Origin of the sequence: Arthrobacter sp. SLBN-83, assembly GCF_006715285.1 — a bacterium.
In the GTDB taxonomy this organism is placed as follows: domain Bacteria; phylum Actinomycetota; class Actinomycetes; order Actinomycetales; family Micrococcaceae; genus Arthrobacter.
The window spans coordinates 1,445,543-1,462,506 of sequence record NZ_VFMX01000001.1 but is presented as its reverse complement, the minus strand read 5'-3'; the positions used below and the strand labels follow the sequence as shown (position 1 = coordinate 1,462,506).

15 protein-coding genes are annotated in these 16,964 nt (G+C 65.6%); 10 read left to right on the top strand and 5 right to left on the bottom strand.

Going from position 1 to position 16,964, the window contains the following annotated elements; all coding sequences use genetic code 11:
• Positions 1-13: 13 nt before the first annotated feature.
• Both FBY30_RS06690 and FBY30_RS06685 read right to left on the bottom strand, forming a co-directional pair.
• Positions 14-1,102, bottom strand: a complete 1,089-nt coding sequence (locus FBY30_RS06690) for an ATP-dependent DNA ligase (RefSeq protein ID WP_142132163.1) — start codon at positions 1,100-1,102, stop codon at positions 14-16.
• Between the two features lie 53 nt (positions 1,103-1,155).
• Positions 1,156-2,079, bottom strand: coding sequence for an AEC family transporter (locus tag FBY30_RS06685; RefSeq protein ID WP_142132162.1), 924 nt, complete (start codon positions 2,077-2,079; stop codon positions 1,156-1,158).
• A gap of 167 nt (positions 2,080-2,246) precedes the next feature.
• Here FBY30_RS06685 and FBY30_RS06680 point away from each other — a divergent pair, with 167 nt between their 5' ends.
• From FBY30_RS06680 to FBY30_RS06665, 4 genes are all read left to right on the top strand, one after another.
• The gene (locus FBY30_RS06680) at positions 2,247-3,290 is read left to right on the top strand and encodes a TIGR03885 family FMN-dependent LLM class oxidoreductase (RefSeq protein ID WP_142134982.1); all 1,044 of its coding nucleotides are present in this window, start codon (positions 2,247-2,249) and stop codon (positions 3,288-3,290) included.
• On the top strand, positions 3,287-4,981 hold the full coding sequence (locus FBY30_RS06675) for an alpha-amylase family protein (RefSeq protein ID WP_142132161.1): 1,695 nt from the start codon (positions 3,287-3,289) through the stop codon (positions 4,979-4,981). The genes FBY30_RS06680 and FBY30_RS06675 overlap by 4 nt, the downstream gene beginning before the upstream one ends.
• Before the next feature lie 39 nt (positions 4,982-5,020).
• Entirely contained in the window at positions 5,021-6,271 is a 1,251-nt protein-coding gene (locus FBY30_RS06670; RefSeq protein WP_142132160.1) for a pyridoxal phosphate-dependent aminotransferase, read from the top strand.
• A 105-nt stretch (positions 6,272-6,376) separates the two neighbouring features.
• A complete protein-coding gene (locus tag FBY30_RS06665; protein ID WP_142132159.1) occupies positions 6,377-6,613 on the top strand; it encodes a hypothetical protein in 237 nt (78 codons plus the stop codon).
• A 29-nt stretch (positions 6,614-6,642) separates the two neighbouring features.
• Here the strand turns inward: FBY30_RS06665 and FBY30_RS06660 are convergent, their stop codons facing one another.
• Positions 6,643-7,461 (bottom strand): NAD(P)-binding domain-containing protein, encoded by an 819-nt coding sequence (locus tag FBY30_RS06660; RefSeq protein ID WP_160141452.1) that lies wholly within the window; start codon positions 7,459-7,461, stop codon positions 6,643-6,645.
• Complete coding sequence (gene ligM, locus FBY30_RS06655; protein WP_142132157.1) at positions 7,451-8,863, bottom strand: vanillate/3-O-methylgallate O-demethylase; 1,413 nt, start codon at positions 8,861-8,863, stop codon at positions 7,451-7,453. Before ligM (FBY30_RS06655) ends, FBY30_RS06660 begins: the two co-directional genes overlap by 11 nt.
• Before the next feature lie 311 nt (positions 8,864-9,174).
• Here ligM (FBY30_RS06655) and FBY30_RS06650 point away from each other — a divergent pair, with 311 nt between their 5' ends.
• The 6 genes from FBY30_RS06650 to FBY30_RS06625 all read left to right on the top strand — a co-directional run bounded on the left by FBY30_RS06650 (position 9,175) and on the right by FBY30_RS06625 (position 15,712).
• On the top strand, positions 9,175-10,140 hold the full coding sequence (locus FBY30_RS06650) for a VOC family protein (protein WP_142132156.1): 966 nt from the start codon (positions 9,175-9,177) through the stop codon (positions 10,138-10,140).
• Positions 10,141-10,186: 46 nt separating this feature from the next.
• Complete coding sequence (locus FBY30_RS06645; protein WP_142132155.1) at positions 10,187-11,677, top strand: aldehyde dehydrogenase family protein; 1,491 nt, start codon at positions 10,187-10,189, stop codon at positions 11,675-11,677.
• 111 nt (positions 11,678-11,788) lie between these two features.
• Positions 11,789-12,685 carry a methylenetetrahydrofolate reductase gene (locus tag FBY30_RS06640; RefSeq protein ID WP_235009361.1) on the top strand — a complete coding sequence of 299 codons (897 nt, stop codon included), beginning with the start codon at positions 11,789-11,791 and terminating at the stop codon, positions 12,683-12,685.
• 13 nt (positions 12,686-12,698) lie between these two features.
• Complete coding sequence (purU, locus tag FBY30_RS06635; protein WP_142132154.1) at positions 12,699-13,571, top strand: formyltetrahydrofolate deformylase; 873 nt, start codon at positions 12,699-12,701, stop codon at positions 13,569-13,571.
• A 38-nt stretch (positions 13,572-13,609) separates the two neighbouring features.
• Positions 13,610-15,022, top strand: a complete 1,413-nt coding sequence (gene ligM, locus FBY30_RS06630) for a vanillate/3-O-methylgallate O-demethylase (RefSeq protein WP_142132153.1) — start codon at positions 13,610-13,612, stop codon at positions 15,020-15,022.
• A 69-nt stretch (positions 15,023-15,091) separates the two neighbouring features.
• A complete protein-coding gene (locus FBY30_RS06625) occupies positions 15,092-15,712 on the top strand; it encodes a helix-turn-helix transcriptional regulator (protein ID WP_142132137.1) in 621 nt (206 codons plus the stop codon).
• Here the strand turns inward: FBY30_RS06625 and FBY30_RS06620 are convergent, their stop codons facing one another.
• Positions 15,713-16,963, bottom strand: coding sequence for an ABC transporter substrate-binding protein (locus FBY30_RS06620; protein ID WP_142132135.1), 1,251 nt, complete (start codon positions 16,961-16,963; stop codon positions 15,713-15,715). It abuts the gene before it with no gap.
• Position 16,964 lies beyond the last annotated feature (1 nt).

The following is a 16,964-nucleotide window of genomic DNA, read 5'->3' as shown; positions in this document are numbered from 1 at the left end:
TTGTCAGCAGCCGCTACCCCCGGCCGGTCTCCAGCACCGAGGCGAGGTCGAAGTTCACCGGCTCCTCAAGTTGCTCATAGGTGCAGGATTCGGGGTCCCGGTCCGGCCGCCAGCGGTTGAACTGGGCCGTGTGGCGGAAGCGGTCGCCCTCCATGTGGTCGTAGCGGACCTCCACCACCAGTTCGGGCCGGAGCGGAACAAAGGACAGATCCTTTCCTGCGCTCCACCTGCTGCCTTCGGCGTTCCGCGGAGTCCGCTCACCCTCTTCCTGCCTGCCCCAGGCCCACGGATGGCCCTCGAAGTCGGTGACCAGCGGCTGGAGCTGCTCGAACAATTCCTGCCGCTTCTTCATCGGGAAGGCGCCGATCACGCCCACGCTGGCCAGGCCGCCGTCGTCCTTGTACAGGCCCAGCAGCAGGGAGCCGATGGCGTCCGGGCCGCTTTTGTGCAGCCGGTAGCCGGCCACCACGCAGTCCGCGGTGCGCTGGTGCTTGACCTTGAACATCACCCGCTTGTCCGGCTCATACCTGCCGTCCAGCCGCTTGGCCACGATGCCGTCAAGCCCGGCGCCCTCGAACTGCTCGAACCACTGCGCGGCGGTGTCTTTGTCCGTGGTGGCGGCCGTCAGGTGGACGGGCGCCTTGCTGGCTGCGAGCGCTTTCTCCAGCGCCGCCCGCCGCTCACTGAAAGGCCTGCCCGTGTAGTCGTCATCGTCGAGGGCCAGGAGGTCGAAGGCCACGAAACTCGCGGGTGTCTGCTGCGCCAGCAGCTTCACCCGGCTGGCGGCGGGATGGATCCTTTGCTGGAGGGCATCGAAATCAAGCCGGTCACCGGAGGCCCCCACCAGGATTATTTCGCCGTCCACCACGCAGCGCTGCGGCAGGTTTTCCTTGAGCGCGGCAACGAGTTCCGGGAAGTAGCGGGTCATGGGCTTTTCGTTGCGGCTGCCGATCTCCAGGTCGTCGCCATCACGGAAGATGATGGACCGGAAGCCGTCCCACTTGGGCTCATAGCTAAGGTCACCACTGCCTGGAATGCCGTCGATGCCGCTGACGGCCTTGGCGAGCATGGGCGGGACAGGCGGCATCACGGGAAGTTCCATGTGCCCATTCTTGCCCGGCCGGCGCCCCGGGCGGTAGGGCGGCGCGCCCGGCTTCAGGCGGCCAGCAGCCAAACAATCAGCACCAGCACCGGTGCTGCGGCCGCAGTGGAGAGCAGGATTGTTTCCCGCGCCACCGTCACGCCGCGCCCGTACTTGCTGGCGAACAGGAAGACGTTCTGGGCAGAGGGGAGCGCCGCCATAAGCACCACGCCCAGGAGCATGCGGTGGTCCAGGTTGAACAGGAAGCGCCCGACGACGAACGCCACCGCCGGCATCACAGCGGATTTGAGTGCCGTGGCAGTGAGGATTTCGGCGGTATGCCCGCCGCTCCGCAGCATTTTGGTTCCGCGAAGCGACATGCCGAACGCCAGCAGCACCACCGGCACGGCCGCCCCGCCCAGGAGCGTCAGTGGGGCCATCACCGGGTCCGGCAGCTTCACATGGAAGGCAGCCAGGACCACGCCCAGGAGCGAGGCGATGATCATGGGGTTCCGGAAGGGTTGCGTCAGCATGAGCCGGGGAGAGAACCGGCCGGCTTCCGAAAGGTCCAGCAGGGTCAGGACCAGCGGGGCGAACAGGAGCAGCTGGACCAGCAGGACTGGAGCCACGGGGGTGGCGTCCCCCAGCGCATAGAGCGTGATGGGGATGCCGATGTTGTTGGCGTTGACGTAGGACCCGGCCATGGCACCGACGGCGGTTTCGGCCGCAGGCCTTCGGAACCAGATGCGGCTGGCGGCAACGTAGAGCAGGGCGGTGACCGCTGCGGTGATCATGGCAAGCGGAACGTAGGCGGAGAAGACCACCGAGAGGTCCGATTTCAGCACCACCGTGAAGAGCAGCACCGGGTTAGTGATGAAGAAGGCGGTCCGCGTCAATGCCGAAATGGTGGGCTCGTCTCCCAGCCCGCAGCGCGCGGCGACGTATCCGACGGCAATGACGACGCCGATCACCGCCAGTCCGATGAGCACACCGCCCACTTGGGGTACTTCCTTCCGGTTACACCGTGCACTACCGCTGGAAGGCAGTACTACAAGTTTCATACTTATCGGATAAGGAGCGCTGCGCCAAAAGTGTCCACAGAATGGCCCACCGGCTGCCTGCCCGGCCTCTCGACACGGCGCCCGCCGGACGGTACAGCTTAATGATGGTTACCGTCGGCTTCCACGCTTCGCACGAACAGATCAGCCCCGGGCAACTGCTCAAGGACGTCCAGCACGCAGGGCGCGCAGGCTTCGACGCCGCCATGTGTTCGGACCATATCGAACCGTGGTCCGAACGGCAGGGGCATGCCGGTTTCGCGTGGTCCTGGCTGGGCGCGGCGCTTGCCACCACCAGCCTCCGGTTCGGGGTGGTGACGGCGCCGGGCCAGCGGTACCACCCGGCCATCATCGCCCATGCCTCCGCCACGCTGGCGAGCATGTTTCCCGGCCGGTTCTGGTTGGCCCCCGGCAGCGGCGAGAACATGAACGAACACATCACAGGGGACGCGTGGCCTGCCAAGGACATCAGGCAGCGCCGCCTGGAGGAATGCGTGGACGTGATCCGCCGCCTGCACCGCGGCGGGGAGGTCACCCACCGGGGCCTGGTCACCGTGGAGCAGGCGCGGATCTGGGATGTCCCGAATACGCCGCCGCCGCTCATCGCCCCCGCCGTCAGCGTGGAGACGGCACGCCGCGCGGCCACCTGGGCGGACGGCCTGGTCACTATCAACCAGCCGGCACCAAAGCTGCGGGACATGCTGGCCGCGTACCGGGACAACGGCGGCAAGGGCAAGACCGTGCTGCAGGTCCACCTGTCCTGGGCGGGCACGGAGAAGGACGCCGTAGCCATTGCCATGGACCAGTGGCGGACCAACACCTTCGCCCCGCCCATCCCTTGGGACCTGCCCACCGCCGGGCACTTCGACACGGTGGGGGCGCATGTGCCGGAGGAGCAGGTACGCAGCGCGGTCAACGTCTCGGCCAACCTTCAGCAGCACGTGGAGTGGCTGGCCGGATACGCGGACCTTGGCTTCGACGAGCTGTACCTGCACTTCGTGGGGCAGGAGCAGGCAGCCTTCATCGACGCCTTTGCCGCGGAGGTGCTCCCCCAACTGCGCACCCCCTCAGGAAACCCTGGCGGAAGAACCCCAGCTGAACCGGAGCTGGCCGCGGCAGCTGCCAATCCGGCGTCGGACGCTTCGGCATGAGGATCGCCGAAACCTCGGACCTCTGGTGGAAGAACGCCGTCATCTACTGCCTGGACGTGGAGACGTTCCATGACGACGACGGCGACGGCACCGGGGACTTTGCCGGCCTCACCCAGCGGGTGGACTACCTGGCCGCCCTGGGTGTGACCTGCATCTGGCTGATGCCGTTCTACCCGTCCCCCGACCGTGACGACGGCTATGACGTGACGGACTTCTTCAATGTGGACCCCCGGCTCGGCACCCTGGGCGATTTGGTGGAGTTCATCCGCGCGGCAAAGGACCGGGGGATGCGGGTGATCGCGGACTTCGTGGTGAACCACACCTCCAACCAGCATCCGTGGTTCGTGGAGGCCAGGAAATCGGCCGACAACCCGTACCGCGACTTCTACGTGTGGCGGAAGGACACTCCCCCGGACACCTCCGCCGAGGTGGTGTTCCCCGGGGAGGAGAACTCGCTGTGGACCCGGGATGATGCCACGGGCGAGTGGTACCTGCACATGTTCGCCAAATACCAGCCGGACCTGAACGTCATGAATCCCAGGGTCCGGGACCAGATCGCCAAGGCGATGGGCCTGTGGCTCGAGCTGGGCCTGGATGGGTTCCGGCTGGATGCCGTGCCGTTCTTCCTGGAGACCAGGGGCGAGCCCCAGGACCAGGCAGCCAGGATCAACCCGCACGGCTACCTCAGGGCGCTGCGAAGCTTCGTGAACCGGCGCAACGGCGGCGCGGTGCTGCTGGGCGAGGTGAACCTGTCCTACCAGGAACAGCTGGCGTACTTCGGCGGGTCCGAGGGCAACGAGCTGAACATGCAGTTCGACTTCCTGTCCATGCAGCACCTCTACCTGTCCCTGGCGCGGCAGGATGCAAGGCCCCTGGCGGAGACGCTGAAGGGCCGGCCGCCGATCAACCCGGACAACCAATGGGCCATGTTCGTGCGAAACCATGACGAGCTCACGCTGGACAGGCTCACCGACGGCGAGCGCCAGGAGGTCTTCGCGGCGTTCGGGCCCGAAAAGAACATGCAGATCTACGGGCGGGGACTTCGGCGCAGGCTGCCGCCGATGCTCGGCGGGGACCAGGAGCGCCTGCGGATGGTGTACTCCCTGATGTTTTCCCTCCCCGGCACTCCGGTGCTGTTCTATGGCGAGGAGCTCGGCATGGGCGAGGACCTCCGCCAGGAGGGCCGCGCTGCCGTGCGTACGCCCATGCAGTGGAACAACGAGGAGAACGGCGGTTTTTCCAGCGCCAAACCCGCGGACCTGGTGGCGCCCCTGGTGCGCGGGGAGTACGGGCCGGGCCGGGTCAACGCCGCCGCGGCCAAGCGGGACCCGGAGTCGCTGTTCAACTTCATGGCCACGCTGATCGCCAGGTACCGCGAGGCAGCGGAGCTGGGCTGGGGAAAGTTCGCGGTCATCGACCAGGGCGAGCCCGCGGTGTTCGCCCATACGTGCAGTTCCGAGGGCGGGACGCTGGTGCTGCTGCACAACTTCAGCGAAGAGCCGGTGAAGGTCAGCGGAAAGGTGGGGCCGGATGATGGTCCGGCGCCGGACTTCCGGGGCGCCATGCTGCTGGACCTGTTCGACGGCGGCAACGTCGCCCTGGAGCCCGACGGCGGCTTCACGGTGGAGCTGGGGCGCTACGGCTGCCGCTGGTTCCGCCTGCACCGCAAAGGTGACCGGCTGGCACCGTAACCCGGCCGCCCGCCGTCGTGCTTTGTGAAAAAATCAACCATGCACGCCATGCAGCACTCCAGCAAACTCCAGAACGTCCGGTACGAACTCCGCGGACCCATCCTCCAGGCAGCCAAGAACATGGAGGCCGAGGGGCACCGGATCCTGAAGATGAACCTCGGCGACACGGCCCCGTTCGGCCTGGAAGCGCCGGAGTCCGTGGTGGTGGACATGATCCACCACTTGCGCGGCGCCCAGGGCTACAGCGACTCGAAGGGCATCTTCACCGCGCGGACAGCCATCTCGCAGTACTACCAGACCCGCGGCCTGATGAACATCGGCGTCGAAGACATCGTGATCGGCAACGGCGTCAGCGAACTGATCTCCATGTGCCTGCAGGCGTTCATGGAGAACGGCGACCAGATCCTGGTCCCCGCGCCGGACTACCCCCTGTGGACCGCCGCCGTAACCCTGACCGGCGGCAAGCCCGTACACTACCTCTGCGACGAGGCGGAGAACTGGTGGCCGGACATGGCCGACGTGGAAGCAAAGATCACCAGCCGCACCAAGGGCATCGTGATCATCAACCCGAACAATCCCACCGGTGCGGTCTACCCCCGTCACATCCTGGAACAGTTCGCGTCCCTGGCACGGAAGCACAACCTGGTCCTGTTCTCCGACGAGATCTACGAGAAGGTGCTGTACGAAGACGCCAAGCACATCCACACCGCCGCCGTGGCCGAGGACGTGTGCTGCCTGACTTTCAGCGGCCTGTCCAAGGCCTACCGGATGCCCGGCTACCGGGCCGGATGGGTTGCCATCACCGGACCCCTGGCCGCCACCGCCGCCTATCGTGAGGGCCTGGAACTGCTGGCCTCGCTGCGCCTGTGCGCCAACGTTCCCGCCCAACACGCCATCCAGACCTGCCTGGGCGGATACCAAAGCATCGAGGCACTGGTGAAGCCGGGCGGCCGGCTACGGGAGCAGCGGGACCTGGCCCACAAGCTCCTGACCGCCATTCCCGGCGTCACGTGCGTTCCGGCGTCGGGGGCCATGTACCTGTTCCCCCGGCTCGACCCTGAGCTTTACCCCATCGACAGCGACGAACAGTTTGTCCTGGACCTGCTGAAGGACCAGAAGATCCTGGTATCGCACGGCTCGGCCTTCAACTGGCCCACACCGGACCACTTCCGGTTTGTCATCCTCCCGTCCATGCGGGAGATCGAGGAAGCCGTCCGCAGGATCTCCACCTTCCTGGCCGCCTACCGCAACCGGGAGGCAGCCTACGAACTGGAAACAGTGACGGAGTGAAGAACTAACCGCTCCCTAACAGCGGGGAAACCGGGACGCAACATTGTGCGGCCACACTGGTGAGTGCAGGCAAGAGCCGGCACCAGCTCCAGCCAGGAGGCCCCCTTGTTGAAGAAAGCGACCCCGCACGTAACCAGAATCCGCGCCCTGGACCAGCTCCACCGCGGTGACGAAATCGAAGCCCGCCTGTCAATCGGGCCGTCCTACGATGACGTGGTGATCCGCCGCGGCAGCGTCCAGGAAACCGCCCCCGGCATCGGCGTCGTCTGGATCCTGGACCGGCTCACCGGCCTCCGCAAGGCGATCAATACCGACGAGTGCAGCGTGTGGCGGGTGGCCTAGGACTTCCGGGCGGTGGACGGCGGACGTAGTCAGGAAGGACTGTCCGCAACCCACCCCTGATGCGCCAGCGACTGCAACCATGAGATGGCGGCATCAGTCACCGGATGCGGGGTTCCCAGCGACTCAAGGTATACCCGCGCCTCTGACATCTCCGCTTCCCTGCGCACGGCGTGCACACGCGTCCCTTCAAGCATCCGGGCCACGAGCGCCGGGCCGGACGGACCCAGCTCCCCCGCAATCTGCCCGATCATCCAGTCTTTCGAGCCTGCCGCTTCGGCGGCTGTGACCGCTTCCAGGATGGTTGCCGCCAGCCCCTTCATGAACACGCTGCGGAGCAGCTTCAGGCCCGCTGCCGCCCCAGCTTCACTTCCTGCGGCGGTGGCCGGGATGCCCCACCCACCGAAGAGGGATGCCAGCACATCCGCCCCCGTGCCGCTTATCAGCAGGGGCGAATCGATCCGGCTGCGGGGTACAGGCGCCATGATGGCCACGTCGGCGAACAGGATATTCCTGCGGCCCGCCTGTTCGGCGAGCCGTCGCTTTTGGTCCGGTCCCGAGGTGTTCAGGTCCGCGAAGACAGCGCCCGGTTCCATGGCAGGCAGCGCCTCCTGGAGAACGGATTCTGCAGCACGTCCTCCCACCAGGCTGATCACCAGGCCTGCGCCGGCCACCGCTTCGCGGATGGACCCGGCCCGCACAACGCCCGGGGGGACAGCCTCGACGGCGGGGTCTGTGGCGGTCACCCGCAGTCCCCGGCCGGCAAGATCCTGCGCATAGATGCTTCCGGCTTCCCCGAGACCCAGGACGGCGATCCAGGTGCCGCCCTGCTCCGTTTCCCTACCGTGCACCGGCGGCCGCGGTTCGCCAGCCCCCGTGGTATTCGGTCCGGGCAGTAACCGCGTAAGGGGCGGGACTGACCACAGCACGGACGCTGAGCTGTTCGTGCGGCTCCACCGTTGTCTTGCGGGTTCCGCCGTCTGGCTCCCCCCAGATAACACGGACTTCCGTTCCAAGCTCAACGTTTGGATCGACCGTTGCCAACGAAAGGCCGCGGCGCTCATTGGCCGTGACCCCGGTGAAGAGCGAGAGGCCAACGCCTGTGCCGTCGGCGTCCACCACCGCATCGTAGTTGGACGACCCATAGTTGGCGTTGGGGATGTCGAAGAACTGGTAGCCCGGGGTGTCACGGTCCAGGAACGATGCCCAGATCCGGGCGAGGTCCTGGTCGTTCCAGGCAAGGGTCACCTTCTTCCGCTGCCGGGCCGGGTCAATCTGCTGGAGGGCGTCGCGGCCAATGAAGTCATGGTCGAACTTCACGAATGAGCCGTAGCCGAGCTCCCAGGGCGTGAGGTAATAGTCTTCGATGTTGTTGGAGACGAATGAGCCGGCGAGCGCATTCACCGCTTCATAGCTTGTTGCCGGCAGCCACTCACGGTAGGCCCGCTCGGCGTCACTGCTGTAGATCGCCGGCAGCGGCGACGGGATCCAACCGGATTCCAGCGTGTTCGAGGAGTAGGCCCGGGAGCCGCAGGGTTCGATCCCGAACTCGGCCCCCGCCTCGAGGACGGCATCCCGGATTTTGCCGTGCTGTTCGTAGGGTCCCCAGATTTCCAGCCCGGGCGCCCCGGCCATGCCATGCCGCAGGGTACGCACCTGCTCCCCGGCGATGTTCAGGTGGCCCATGTGGAAGAACCTGACCTGCTCAAGGGTTCCGCCATTGAGCTTTTCGATGATCTGCCATGCATTGGGACCCTGGATCTGGAAGCGGAAGTACTTCCGGGTGACCGCCTGGCCGTAAGGGCGCGACGGCGACCGGTCATCGTACGTGCATTCGACGTCGTACCCGCCGGTTTCGGCGTGGAACTGGAGCCAGTTTGCCGCCGGTGCCCGGCCCACATAGACGAACTCCTGCTCCGCCAGGTGGAACAGGATGCCGTCACCGATCACGCCGCCATTGGACGCCGTCGGGACAAACTGCTTGGCGGTGTTGACCGGGAAGTTGGCGAAGCTGTTGATGCCCGTGTCAGAGAGGAGCTTCAGGGCATCGGGCCCGGTCATGAAGAAATTGACCATGTGGTGGGACTGATCGTAGAGCACCGCCGCTTCCCGCCAGGCGCGTTGCTCACGGCGCCAGTTGGTGAACTCTGCCGGCACCACCGGATAGATATAGGTGCCGAGTTGGGAATTGCGCAGGAGATCAACGGTGTTGCCTGCCGCATCAAGCACTTCCTGGAGGGATTTCGGGGCCATGGCTTTCTCCTTCGGTTCAGTGGGCACTGCCGAAACGCATCCCTGGAAAAGCTGACGCGCGATTGCTAACAAAATTGTATGGGATGTCTTGACCAAAGTTCCAGAGCGTGATTCTCTGGCAGTGTCCGCAGGAAAGGACTGACCGTGGGCCGCAAGGCAGCGTGGCCGCCGAGGATCGCGGGACTGGAAATGCCCGGATCAGTGGGGATCAGCTGCTCCTCATGCGGGAAGGGACATCCAAGGGGGCGTTCTTCCTGGCCGGCGCGCCCCCTCCCGCGCCGCTTGACAGGAACTAGAGAGAGGACAGTCCCATGACCGGGTATACCTCGTTCGACGTCGCCCATCTGGGGAACGTGGAACTGCTGACCCCCGTCTTCGAGGAAAGCCTCTGGTTCTTCCGTGACCTGCTCGCCATGCGGGTGGTGGCGGAGTCCAGCAGCGACGGCCGGAAATGCGCTTACCTCCGGACTTGGGACGAATACCAGCTCTACACCCTGAAGCTCACGGCCTCTGCCGACGCCGGCGTCGGACGCACCACCTTCCGGACCACCAGCCAGGAGGCGCTGGAGCGCAGGGTCGCCGCCATTGAAGCCGCGGGGCTGGGTATCGGCTGGGAAGACGGGGAAGTGGGGACCGGACCCACCTACTCCTTCCGCGACCCGGACGGGCACGACATGGGGATCTACTACGAGACCCAACGGTACGTGGCAACGGACGACAAGCCCGCGCTTAAAAACCAGGCTTCGGCCTTCCCTGGCCGCGGCGTAAACGCGCGGCGCCTGGACCACATCAATTTCCTCGCCAAGGACGTGGTGGCAAACGGGGAATTCGTGGCCGACGTCCTGCGGGGGCGGGAGAGCGAGCGCATCCGGCTCGACGACGGCGGATACGCCGCCTGGTGGTTCCACTTCAACAACAAGTCCTACGACATCGTGTACTCCGACGACTGGCTGAAGCACGGCAACAGGCTGCACCACGTGGCGTTCGCCCCCGATACCCGCGAGGACATTTTGAAGGCCGCGGACATCTTCCTTGAAAACGGCATCCACATCGAATCCGGACCGCACAAGCACGCCATCAACCAGACATTTTTCCTCTATGTCTGGGAACCAGGCGGCAACCGCATTGAACTGGCCAACGCCGGGGCACGCCTGCTGCTGGACCCGGATTCGCCGGTGGTGGAGTGGAGCCAGGAGGAACGCAGGAAGGGGCAGGCCTGGGGCATGAAAACCATCGAGACGTTCCACACGCACGGAACGCCGAACGTCCGCCAGTGACAAAATTAAGGGATCCACGCAGTACCGCACAGAGAGGTGCAAAATCATGACCAACACAGTGGATACTTCCGCTCCGGTGACCACCGGCCTCTTCATTGGAGGCAGTGAGCGCCAGGCCGCCGCCACCATGGAAATTGCCGATCCGGGCAAGCCCGGAGTCATCGTGGGCCACGCCGCCGCTGCCAGCCCTGCCGACGTTGAGGACGCCATCGCGGCGGCAAAAGCCGCCTATCCAGGGTGGGCCGCGCTGGGCGCGCAGGAGCGCGCGGACCGGATGCGGCAGGCGCTGGAGGGCATCGCGGACTTCCGTGATGAGGATGCCGCCATCCTCTCGCAGGAAAACGGCAAGATCCGCATGGAAGCCTGGGTGGACTCCCTGGTGTTCGAGATCAGGTGGAACCTGGCCCTGGAACTGGCTTCCGACGTCGACACCGCCAAGGTTCTCCCGCCCGCGCCCGGCATCCCCGTTTCCACTTCGGTCACCTTCCAGCCCCTGGGCGTGGTGACGGTCATCGTGCCGTTCAACTGGCCTATTGCCATCCTCGCGGCCTCGCTGCCGCACGCGCTGCTGGCAGGTAACACCGCAATTGTTAAGCCGCCACCCACGGCACCCCTGGCAACGACCCGGGTAGTCCAGAGGATTGCTGCGAAGCTGCCGCCAGGGGTCTTGAACGTGGTCACCGGCAAGGATGCGGACATGGCTGCGCTCATCACCAGCCCGGATATCGCAAAGGTGTGCTTCACGGGAAGCGTGGGCGGCGGCAAGCGCATTATGGAGATGGCCTCAAAGTCACTCACCCGCGTGACGCTGGAACTCGGTGGAAATGATGCCGCCGTCATTCTCGCGGATGCCGTGCTTGACGACACGCACCTGGACCGGCTCTACGCGGCCATTTTCGACACCACCGGCCAGATCTGCATGAATGCGAAACGGGTTTATGTCCATCGTTCGCGCTTGGACGAGGTGGTGGCCGGGCTGGCGCAGCGGCTTGAAAAGGCGGTCATCGGCTACGGTCTCGACGAAGGGACCACCCTGGGGCCGCTGCACTCGCCCGTACAGAAGGCATTCGTGGCCGAACTCATCGAGGAAGCCAAGGAATCAGGCGCGGACGTGAGGGAATTCGGGACCCTTCCCACGGACCCGGACCTGCAGGGCGGGAACTTCCTGCGCCCCGCACTGGTCATTGATCCCGACCCCTCACTGCGCGTGGTCACCCAGGAACAGTTCGGGCCCGTCATACCCCTGATTCCCTTCGACACCGAAGAAGAGGCAGTGCAGGCGGCCAACGGAACCTGGGCCGGACTGTGCGGCTCGGTGTGGACCGCGGATCCCGCCGCCGCTGACAGAGTGGGCGGACAACTGGTGTGCGGGTACGTGTGGGTCAATGACCACGGCGCCACGCGGCTGGACCTAAGGGCCCCGTTTGGCGGCATGAAGCAGTCCGGCATGGGCCGGGAACAGGGCATTGAGGGGGTCCGGGCCTTCCAGGACACCCGCGCCATTGCCCACCTTGAACCTGAAGCGGCAGAAGGCTAGGGGCGGCAGCAAGGAAGGCCAAGGTTTCCTCAGATAACTATCGACATTACCTATGGACATAGGTAATGTCGGAGGCGGGTGCAACGCTGCACCCGCCGAAAGGATGACCTGATGGCGACTCGAACCATGCCCGTACCCAACCGGGTAGCATCACTGGAACTCATCAAGGATTTCTCGCTGGAAATGACCGGCAAGGACATTCCCGCCCTCATCGAGGCAAAAGACCACATTCCACCCCGCACCCGCATCAACGTCACCTTCCTCGGCAACGAGGACCTGGAGATGCGGGTGGCGGCGGCCAAGGCCGCGCGGGACTTGGGCTTCGTCCCGGTGCCGCACATCTCGGCGCGCCGGCTGGCATCGAAGGGCGATCTCGAAAAGTTCCTCCAGCGCCTGGCGGAGGTGGGCGCTGCCGAACACCTTTTCCTGATCGGCGGCGACCCGGCAGAACCGGAGGGCCCGTACGGCGACTCGCTTGCGCTGGTCAACACCGGGCTCCTGCAGCAGTTCGGGGTCCGCGAAGTGGGAATCGGCGGGTATCCGGAAGGCCACCCCGATATCCCCAAGGAAACTCTTTGGCAGGCGTTGGAAGACAAGACCGCAGCCATCGCCGGGGAGAACCTGGACGCTTTCATCATTACGCAGTTCGCCTTCGACACCGGTCCAGTGGCCGGGTGGATCGAGGAAGTACGGGCCAGGGGCATCAACGCACCCATCCGGGTCGGAACGCCCGGACCGGCAGGGGTCAAGCGGCTCCTCGGCTTTGCACGCCGGTTCGGAGTTGGAGCCAACGCGATGATCGTCAAGAAATACGGCTTCTCACTGACCAACCTCATGGGAGACGCGGGACCTGACCGGTTCGTCAACGATCTGGCTGCGGTGCTTGCGCAGCGTGCGCCCGGGCAGGACCAACACCTGCCCCCGCAGCTCGGCCTGCACTTCTACACGTTCGGCGGCCTGCTGGCGACGGCCAACTGGGTCCGGCACTTCACGGCCGAAGAGCGCTAGGGGACGGCAACCGATGGTCCTGCACACAGAGTCCCGCAAGGACCAGTCCTGCCTGATTGTCCACGGGCCGGACCAGCCCGGGATCGTGGCTGCGGTGGCCGCCCTGGTGACCCGGAACCAGGGAAACATCGTCTCCCTGGACCAGTACTCCAGCGATCCCTCATCGGGTGACTTCTTCCAGCGCGTAGTCTTCAACCGGCCGGACCTGGCCGCAGCGATGCCCGACATTGAGGCGGACCTTGCCAGGACCCTCACGCCACTGGGGCTGTCCTGGACGCTGACCGACCGCTCCATCCCCAAGCGCATGGCCATCCTGGTATCCACTTCCGACCACTGCCTTTTGGAACTGCTCTGGCGGCACCGGAGGGGTGAGCTTCCGGTAACCATTCCCATGGTGATCTCCAACCACACGAACACCGCCGAGGACGTACGCTCCTTCGGCGTCCCGTTCTTCCATGTCCCCTCCGCCGGTCCGGACAAGTCCGGGGCCGAGGCCCAGATCCTCAGGCTGCTGGAAGGGAACGTGGACTTCGTGGTGCTGGCCCGGTACATGCAGATCCTGTCGCCCGGGTTCCTGGAGGCAGTGAAAGTGCCGTTGATCAACATCCACCATTCCTTCCTTCCCGCGTTCGTGGGCGCCGCGCCCTACCGCAAGGCCAAGGAGCGGGGCGTCAAGCTGATTGGCGCCACCTCGCACTACGTGACCAAGGACCTGGATGAGGGACCCATCATCGAACAGGATGTGGCCCGTGTGACCCACGGGCATACAGCCCTGGACCTGCAGGCGCGGGGCGCTTACGTGGAACGCGCCGTGCTCTCACGGGCCGTGCAGTGGCATGCCGAGGACCGCATCATCCGGCACGGCAACCAGACCATCGTCTTCTGATACCCACCAACAATCCGATACAGAACAAGAGGTTCAACGTGGCACCGAAAAATCTGCAGGAAGTCCTCGACGCATCAAAAGGGGCCGTGGACCTCCTCCGCAACTCCCAGATTGGCTCCTACATCTACCCGGTAGTTCCGGCGGACTTCCAGAACTGGATCAAGGAACAGACCGCCTGGCGGCAGACGGCCGTCCTCTACGACCAGTCCCACCACATGGACAACCTGTTCATGAAGGGTCCGGATGCGATCAAGCTGATCACCGCCACCGCCATCAACTCCACCGCCACATTCCCGGTGAACAGGGCCAAGCAGTACGTGCCCACCACCGAGTCCGGCCACGTGATCGGCGACGGCATCCTCTTCCACGAGGCGGAGGACGAATACGTGTACGTCGGCCGCTCCCCTGCCGCAAACTGGCTGCTCTACCACGGCGAGACAGGCGGCTACCGGGACCTGGACATCACCGTGGACCGGCGTTCCCCGTCACGGCCGTACGGACATCCCGTGACCCGGCAGTACTACCGGTTCCAAATCCAGGGACCCAATGCCTGGCAGGTCATCGAAAAGCTCAACGGCGGCGCCCTGGAGCAGCTCAAGTTCTTCAACATGTCCACCATGGCCATCGCCGGGACCACCGTCCGCACCCTGCGGCACGGCATGGCGGGCGCGCCGGGCCTTGAAGTCTGGGGCCCGTACGCCGACCACGACCGTATCCGGGATGCGATCGTCGAGGCCGGGGCCGAGTTCGGCCTGGTGCCCGTAGGTTCCCGGGCGTACCCTTCCAACACCTTGGAGTCCGGCTGGATCCCGTCGCCGCTGCCCGCGATCTATACGGGCGAAGCAGAGCGCGGCTACCGCGAATGGCTGCCCGCAGACGGATACGAGGCCACCGGAACCCTTGCGGGCTCCTTCGTGTCCGACAACATCGAGGACTACTACCTGACCCCGTGGGAGCTGGGCTACGGATCGTTCGTGAAGTTTGACCACGACTTCATCGGCCGGGACGCACTCGAGCGGATCGATCCGGCCACGCAGCGCAGGAAGGTCACCCTGGCCTGGGACGCGGAGGACGTGACCTCGATCTTCGCGTCGCTGTTCAACGTGGAGGGGCCCAGCTATAAGTTCTTCGACCTGCCCCTGGCCAACTACGGCTCGGCCAACTACGACTCGGTGGTGGACGCCGACGGAACGGTGGTGGGGTACTCCATGTTCACCGGCTACAGCGCCAACGAACGGCGCGCGCTCTCACTCGCCACCATCGATCCCAACGTTCCCGAAGGCACGGAACTGAAGGTCGTGTGGGGTGAGCCGCACGGCGGAACTGCCAAGGCCGCCGTCGAACCCCATGTGCAGACTGAAGTGCGGGCCGTGGTGAGCCCCGTCCCCTACTCCACCGTGGCGCGTGCCACCTACCACGGCGGGTGGCGGACGAACTACCAGTCGGCCTAGGCTGGGGACCCTGAAGTGCGGGGGCGCAGCCGCCCCCGCACTTTCCTTGAGCCCTTGGAGGAGTACCGCATGAGCCTTCGGTACGCGCTGCTGGCGCTGCTGCGCGTGGGCCCGCTGTCCGGCTATGAGCTGCAAAAACAGTTCTCCATGTCCGTGGGGCACGTCTGGCATGCCCCCGACTCCCAGATCTACCCTGAGCTGCGCAAAATGGAGGCAGAGCACCTCATCGAGGGTGAGGAGCAGCCACGGGGCCAGCGCGCCACCCGCCGGGTCTACCACGTGACGGACGCCGGGCAGCAGGCCTTCCTCGACTGGATGCAGACCCCGCTGGAGTACGCGCGGGTCCGCGACCCCGCGCACCTCCGCGCCGCCTACCTTGAGGCGGCGTCGCCGGAGACGGCCCGCGCATTTTTCCGCCGGCATCAGGAACAGTGGGAGGCCGAGCTCGCCCAGTGGGAGGGTGAACTCCAGCGCATCGCCCAAGTGGACAACCCGATGCTGGTGCGCCGCCTGGCCGTGACCGACCCGGCGGACCGCGAGCGGACCATCGCCTTCAAGCGGTTCACCTACGAAGGCCTGGTGGACCGGGCCCGCGCGGAGATCGCGTGGGCCCGGCGGGGACTCGAGCTTGTCGACAGCCTGGAATCCCCCGGACGCGCCGAACCGGTGCCCAGCGCGTCCCCGGCCTGATCACCCAAAGTTCTGGGCAGTTGCATAGCCCTTGCCGTTGTACTTCTGCACCACCACGGACGAGACCGCCGGCTGGCCATCGACGGTGGTGTTCACCGACGTCCCCTCCAGCATCAGCGGTGCTTTCAGGTCCTTGATGTCCCGCAGCGCCGTCATGAAGCTGTCCCGCGTGGGCTCCTTCATGTTCTTGAACGCCTGCTCAAGCGTGGCCCCCACCATGTAGCTCCACATGCAGTGCGGGAACGCCGGCATGTCCGGGTAGTTCCCGTACTTCTTCAGTTCATCAAGGAATTTCACGACGTCGGGGTCCTTGGCGAATTCCGGGCTCTGCGGCGCTTTAGCAAATGACACGGAGTAGATGCCGGGGTAGGCGGAGCCGCCGCCGGGTTCCAGGATGGCCGTTGGGCTGGAGGTGTTGGAAGGCAGGAACCAGCTGGGCTTCCAGCCGATCTGCTGCGCCTTCTGCAGGGCCGCGATGGTGAGCGGCGTGATGGACATGGCGTTGAAGAAAACGTCCGCCCCGGAGGAAGCGAGCTGGGTGAGCTGCGCATCCACGGACGTGTCAGTGGCCTCGTACGTCTGCTCGCCCACCACCGAGATGTTGGACGCGCCTTTGATCGCGTCCTTGAAGCCGGCGACGTAGCCCTTGCCGTAGTCGTCGTTCTGGGACAGGATCGCCACTTTGTGCTGCGCACCCGACTTCGCCAGGAGCTTTCCGAACGCCGCGCCCTCATTCTGGTAAATGGGCACGAAGCCCAGCTGCCAGGGGCTTTGCTTCCGGTCGCTGAACAGCGGGTCGCCGGTCATCACCAGCACCTGCGGGACCTTCTGGCTGATGGCGGCGTCGCGGAACGCGCGGTTGGTGGGCGTTCCCAGCCCGGCGGTGGCCGCAAACACGTTGTCGGACACCATCTGCTGGAAGTTGGCCAAGGACTTTTGGGGATCGTAGGCGTCGTCGTAGGACTTGATGTTCACGGTGCGCGTCTTTCCGTCGCCGAACTTCACGCCACCGGCGGCGTTCACGGCACCGAAGTAGGCCGAGACGCCGGCAACCGTACACTTGCCCGGCCCGGCGGTTGCACCGCTAAGCGGAGTGGTGATCCCAAGCGTGATCGCCGAGTCAGTGATCCCCGGCGAGGACGCGGAGCCTCCGCCCTGCCCGCCGCTGTCACCCCTGCAACCGGACAGGGAGAGCGCGACGGCGGCCGCCACGGCAACGACGCCGAGTACCGCGCGTGGCTTCTTTCTCATC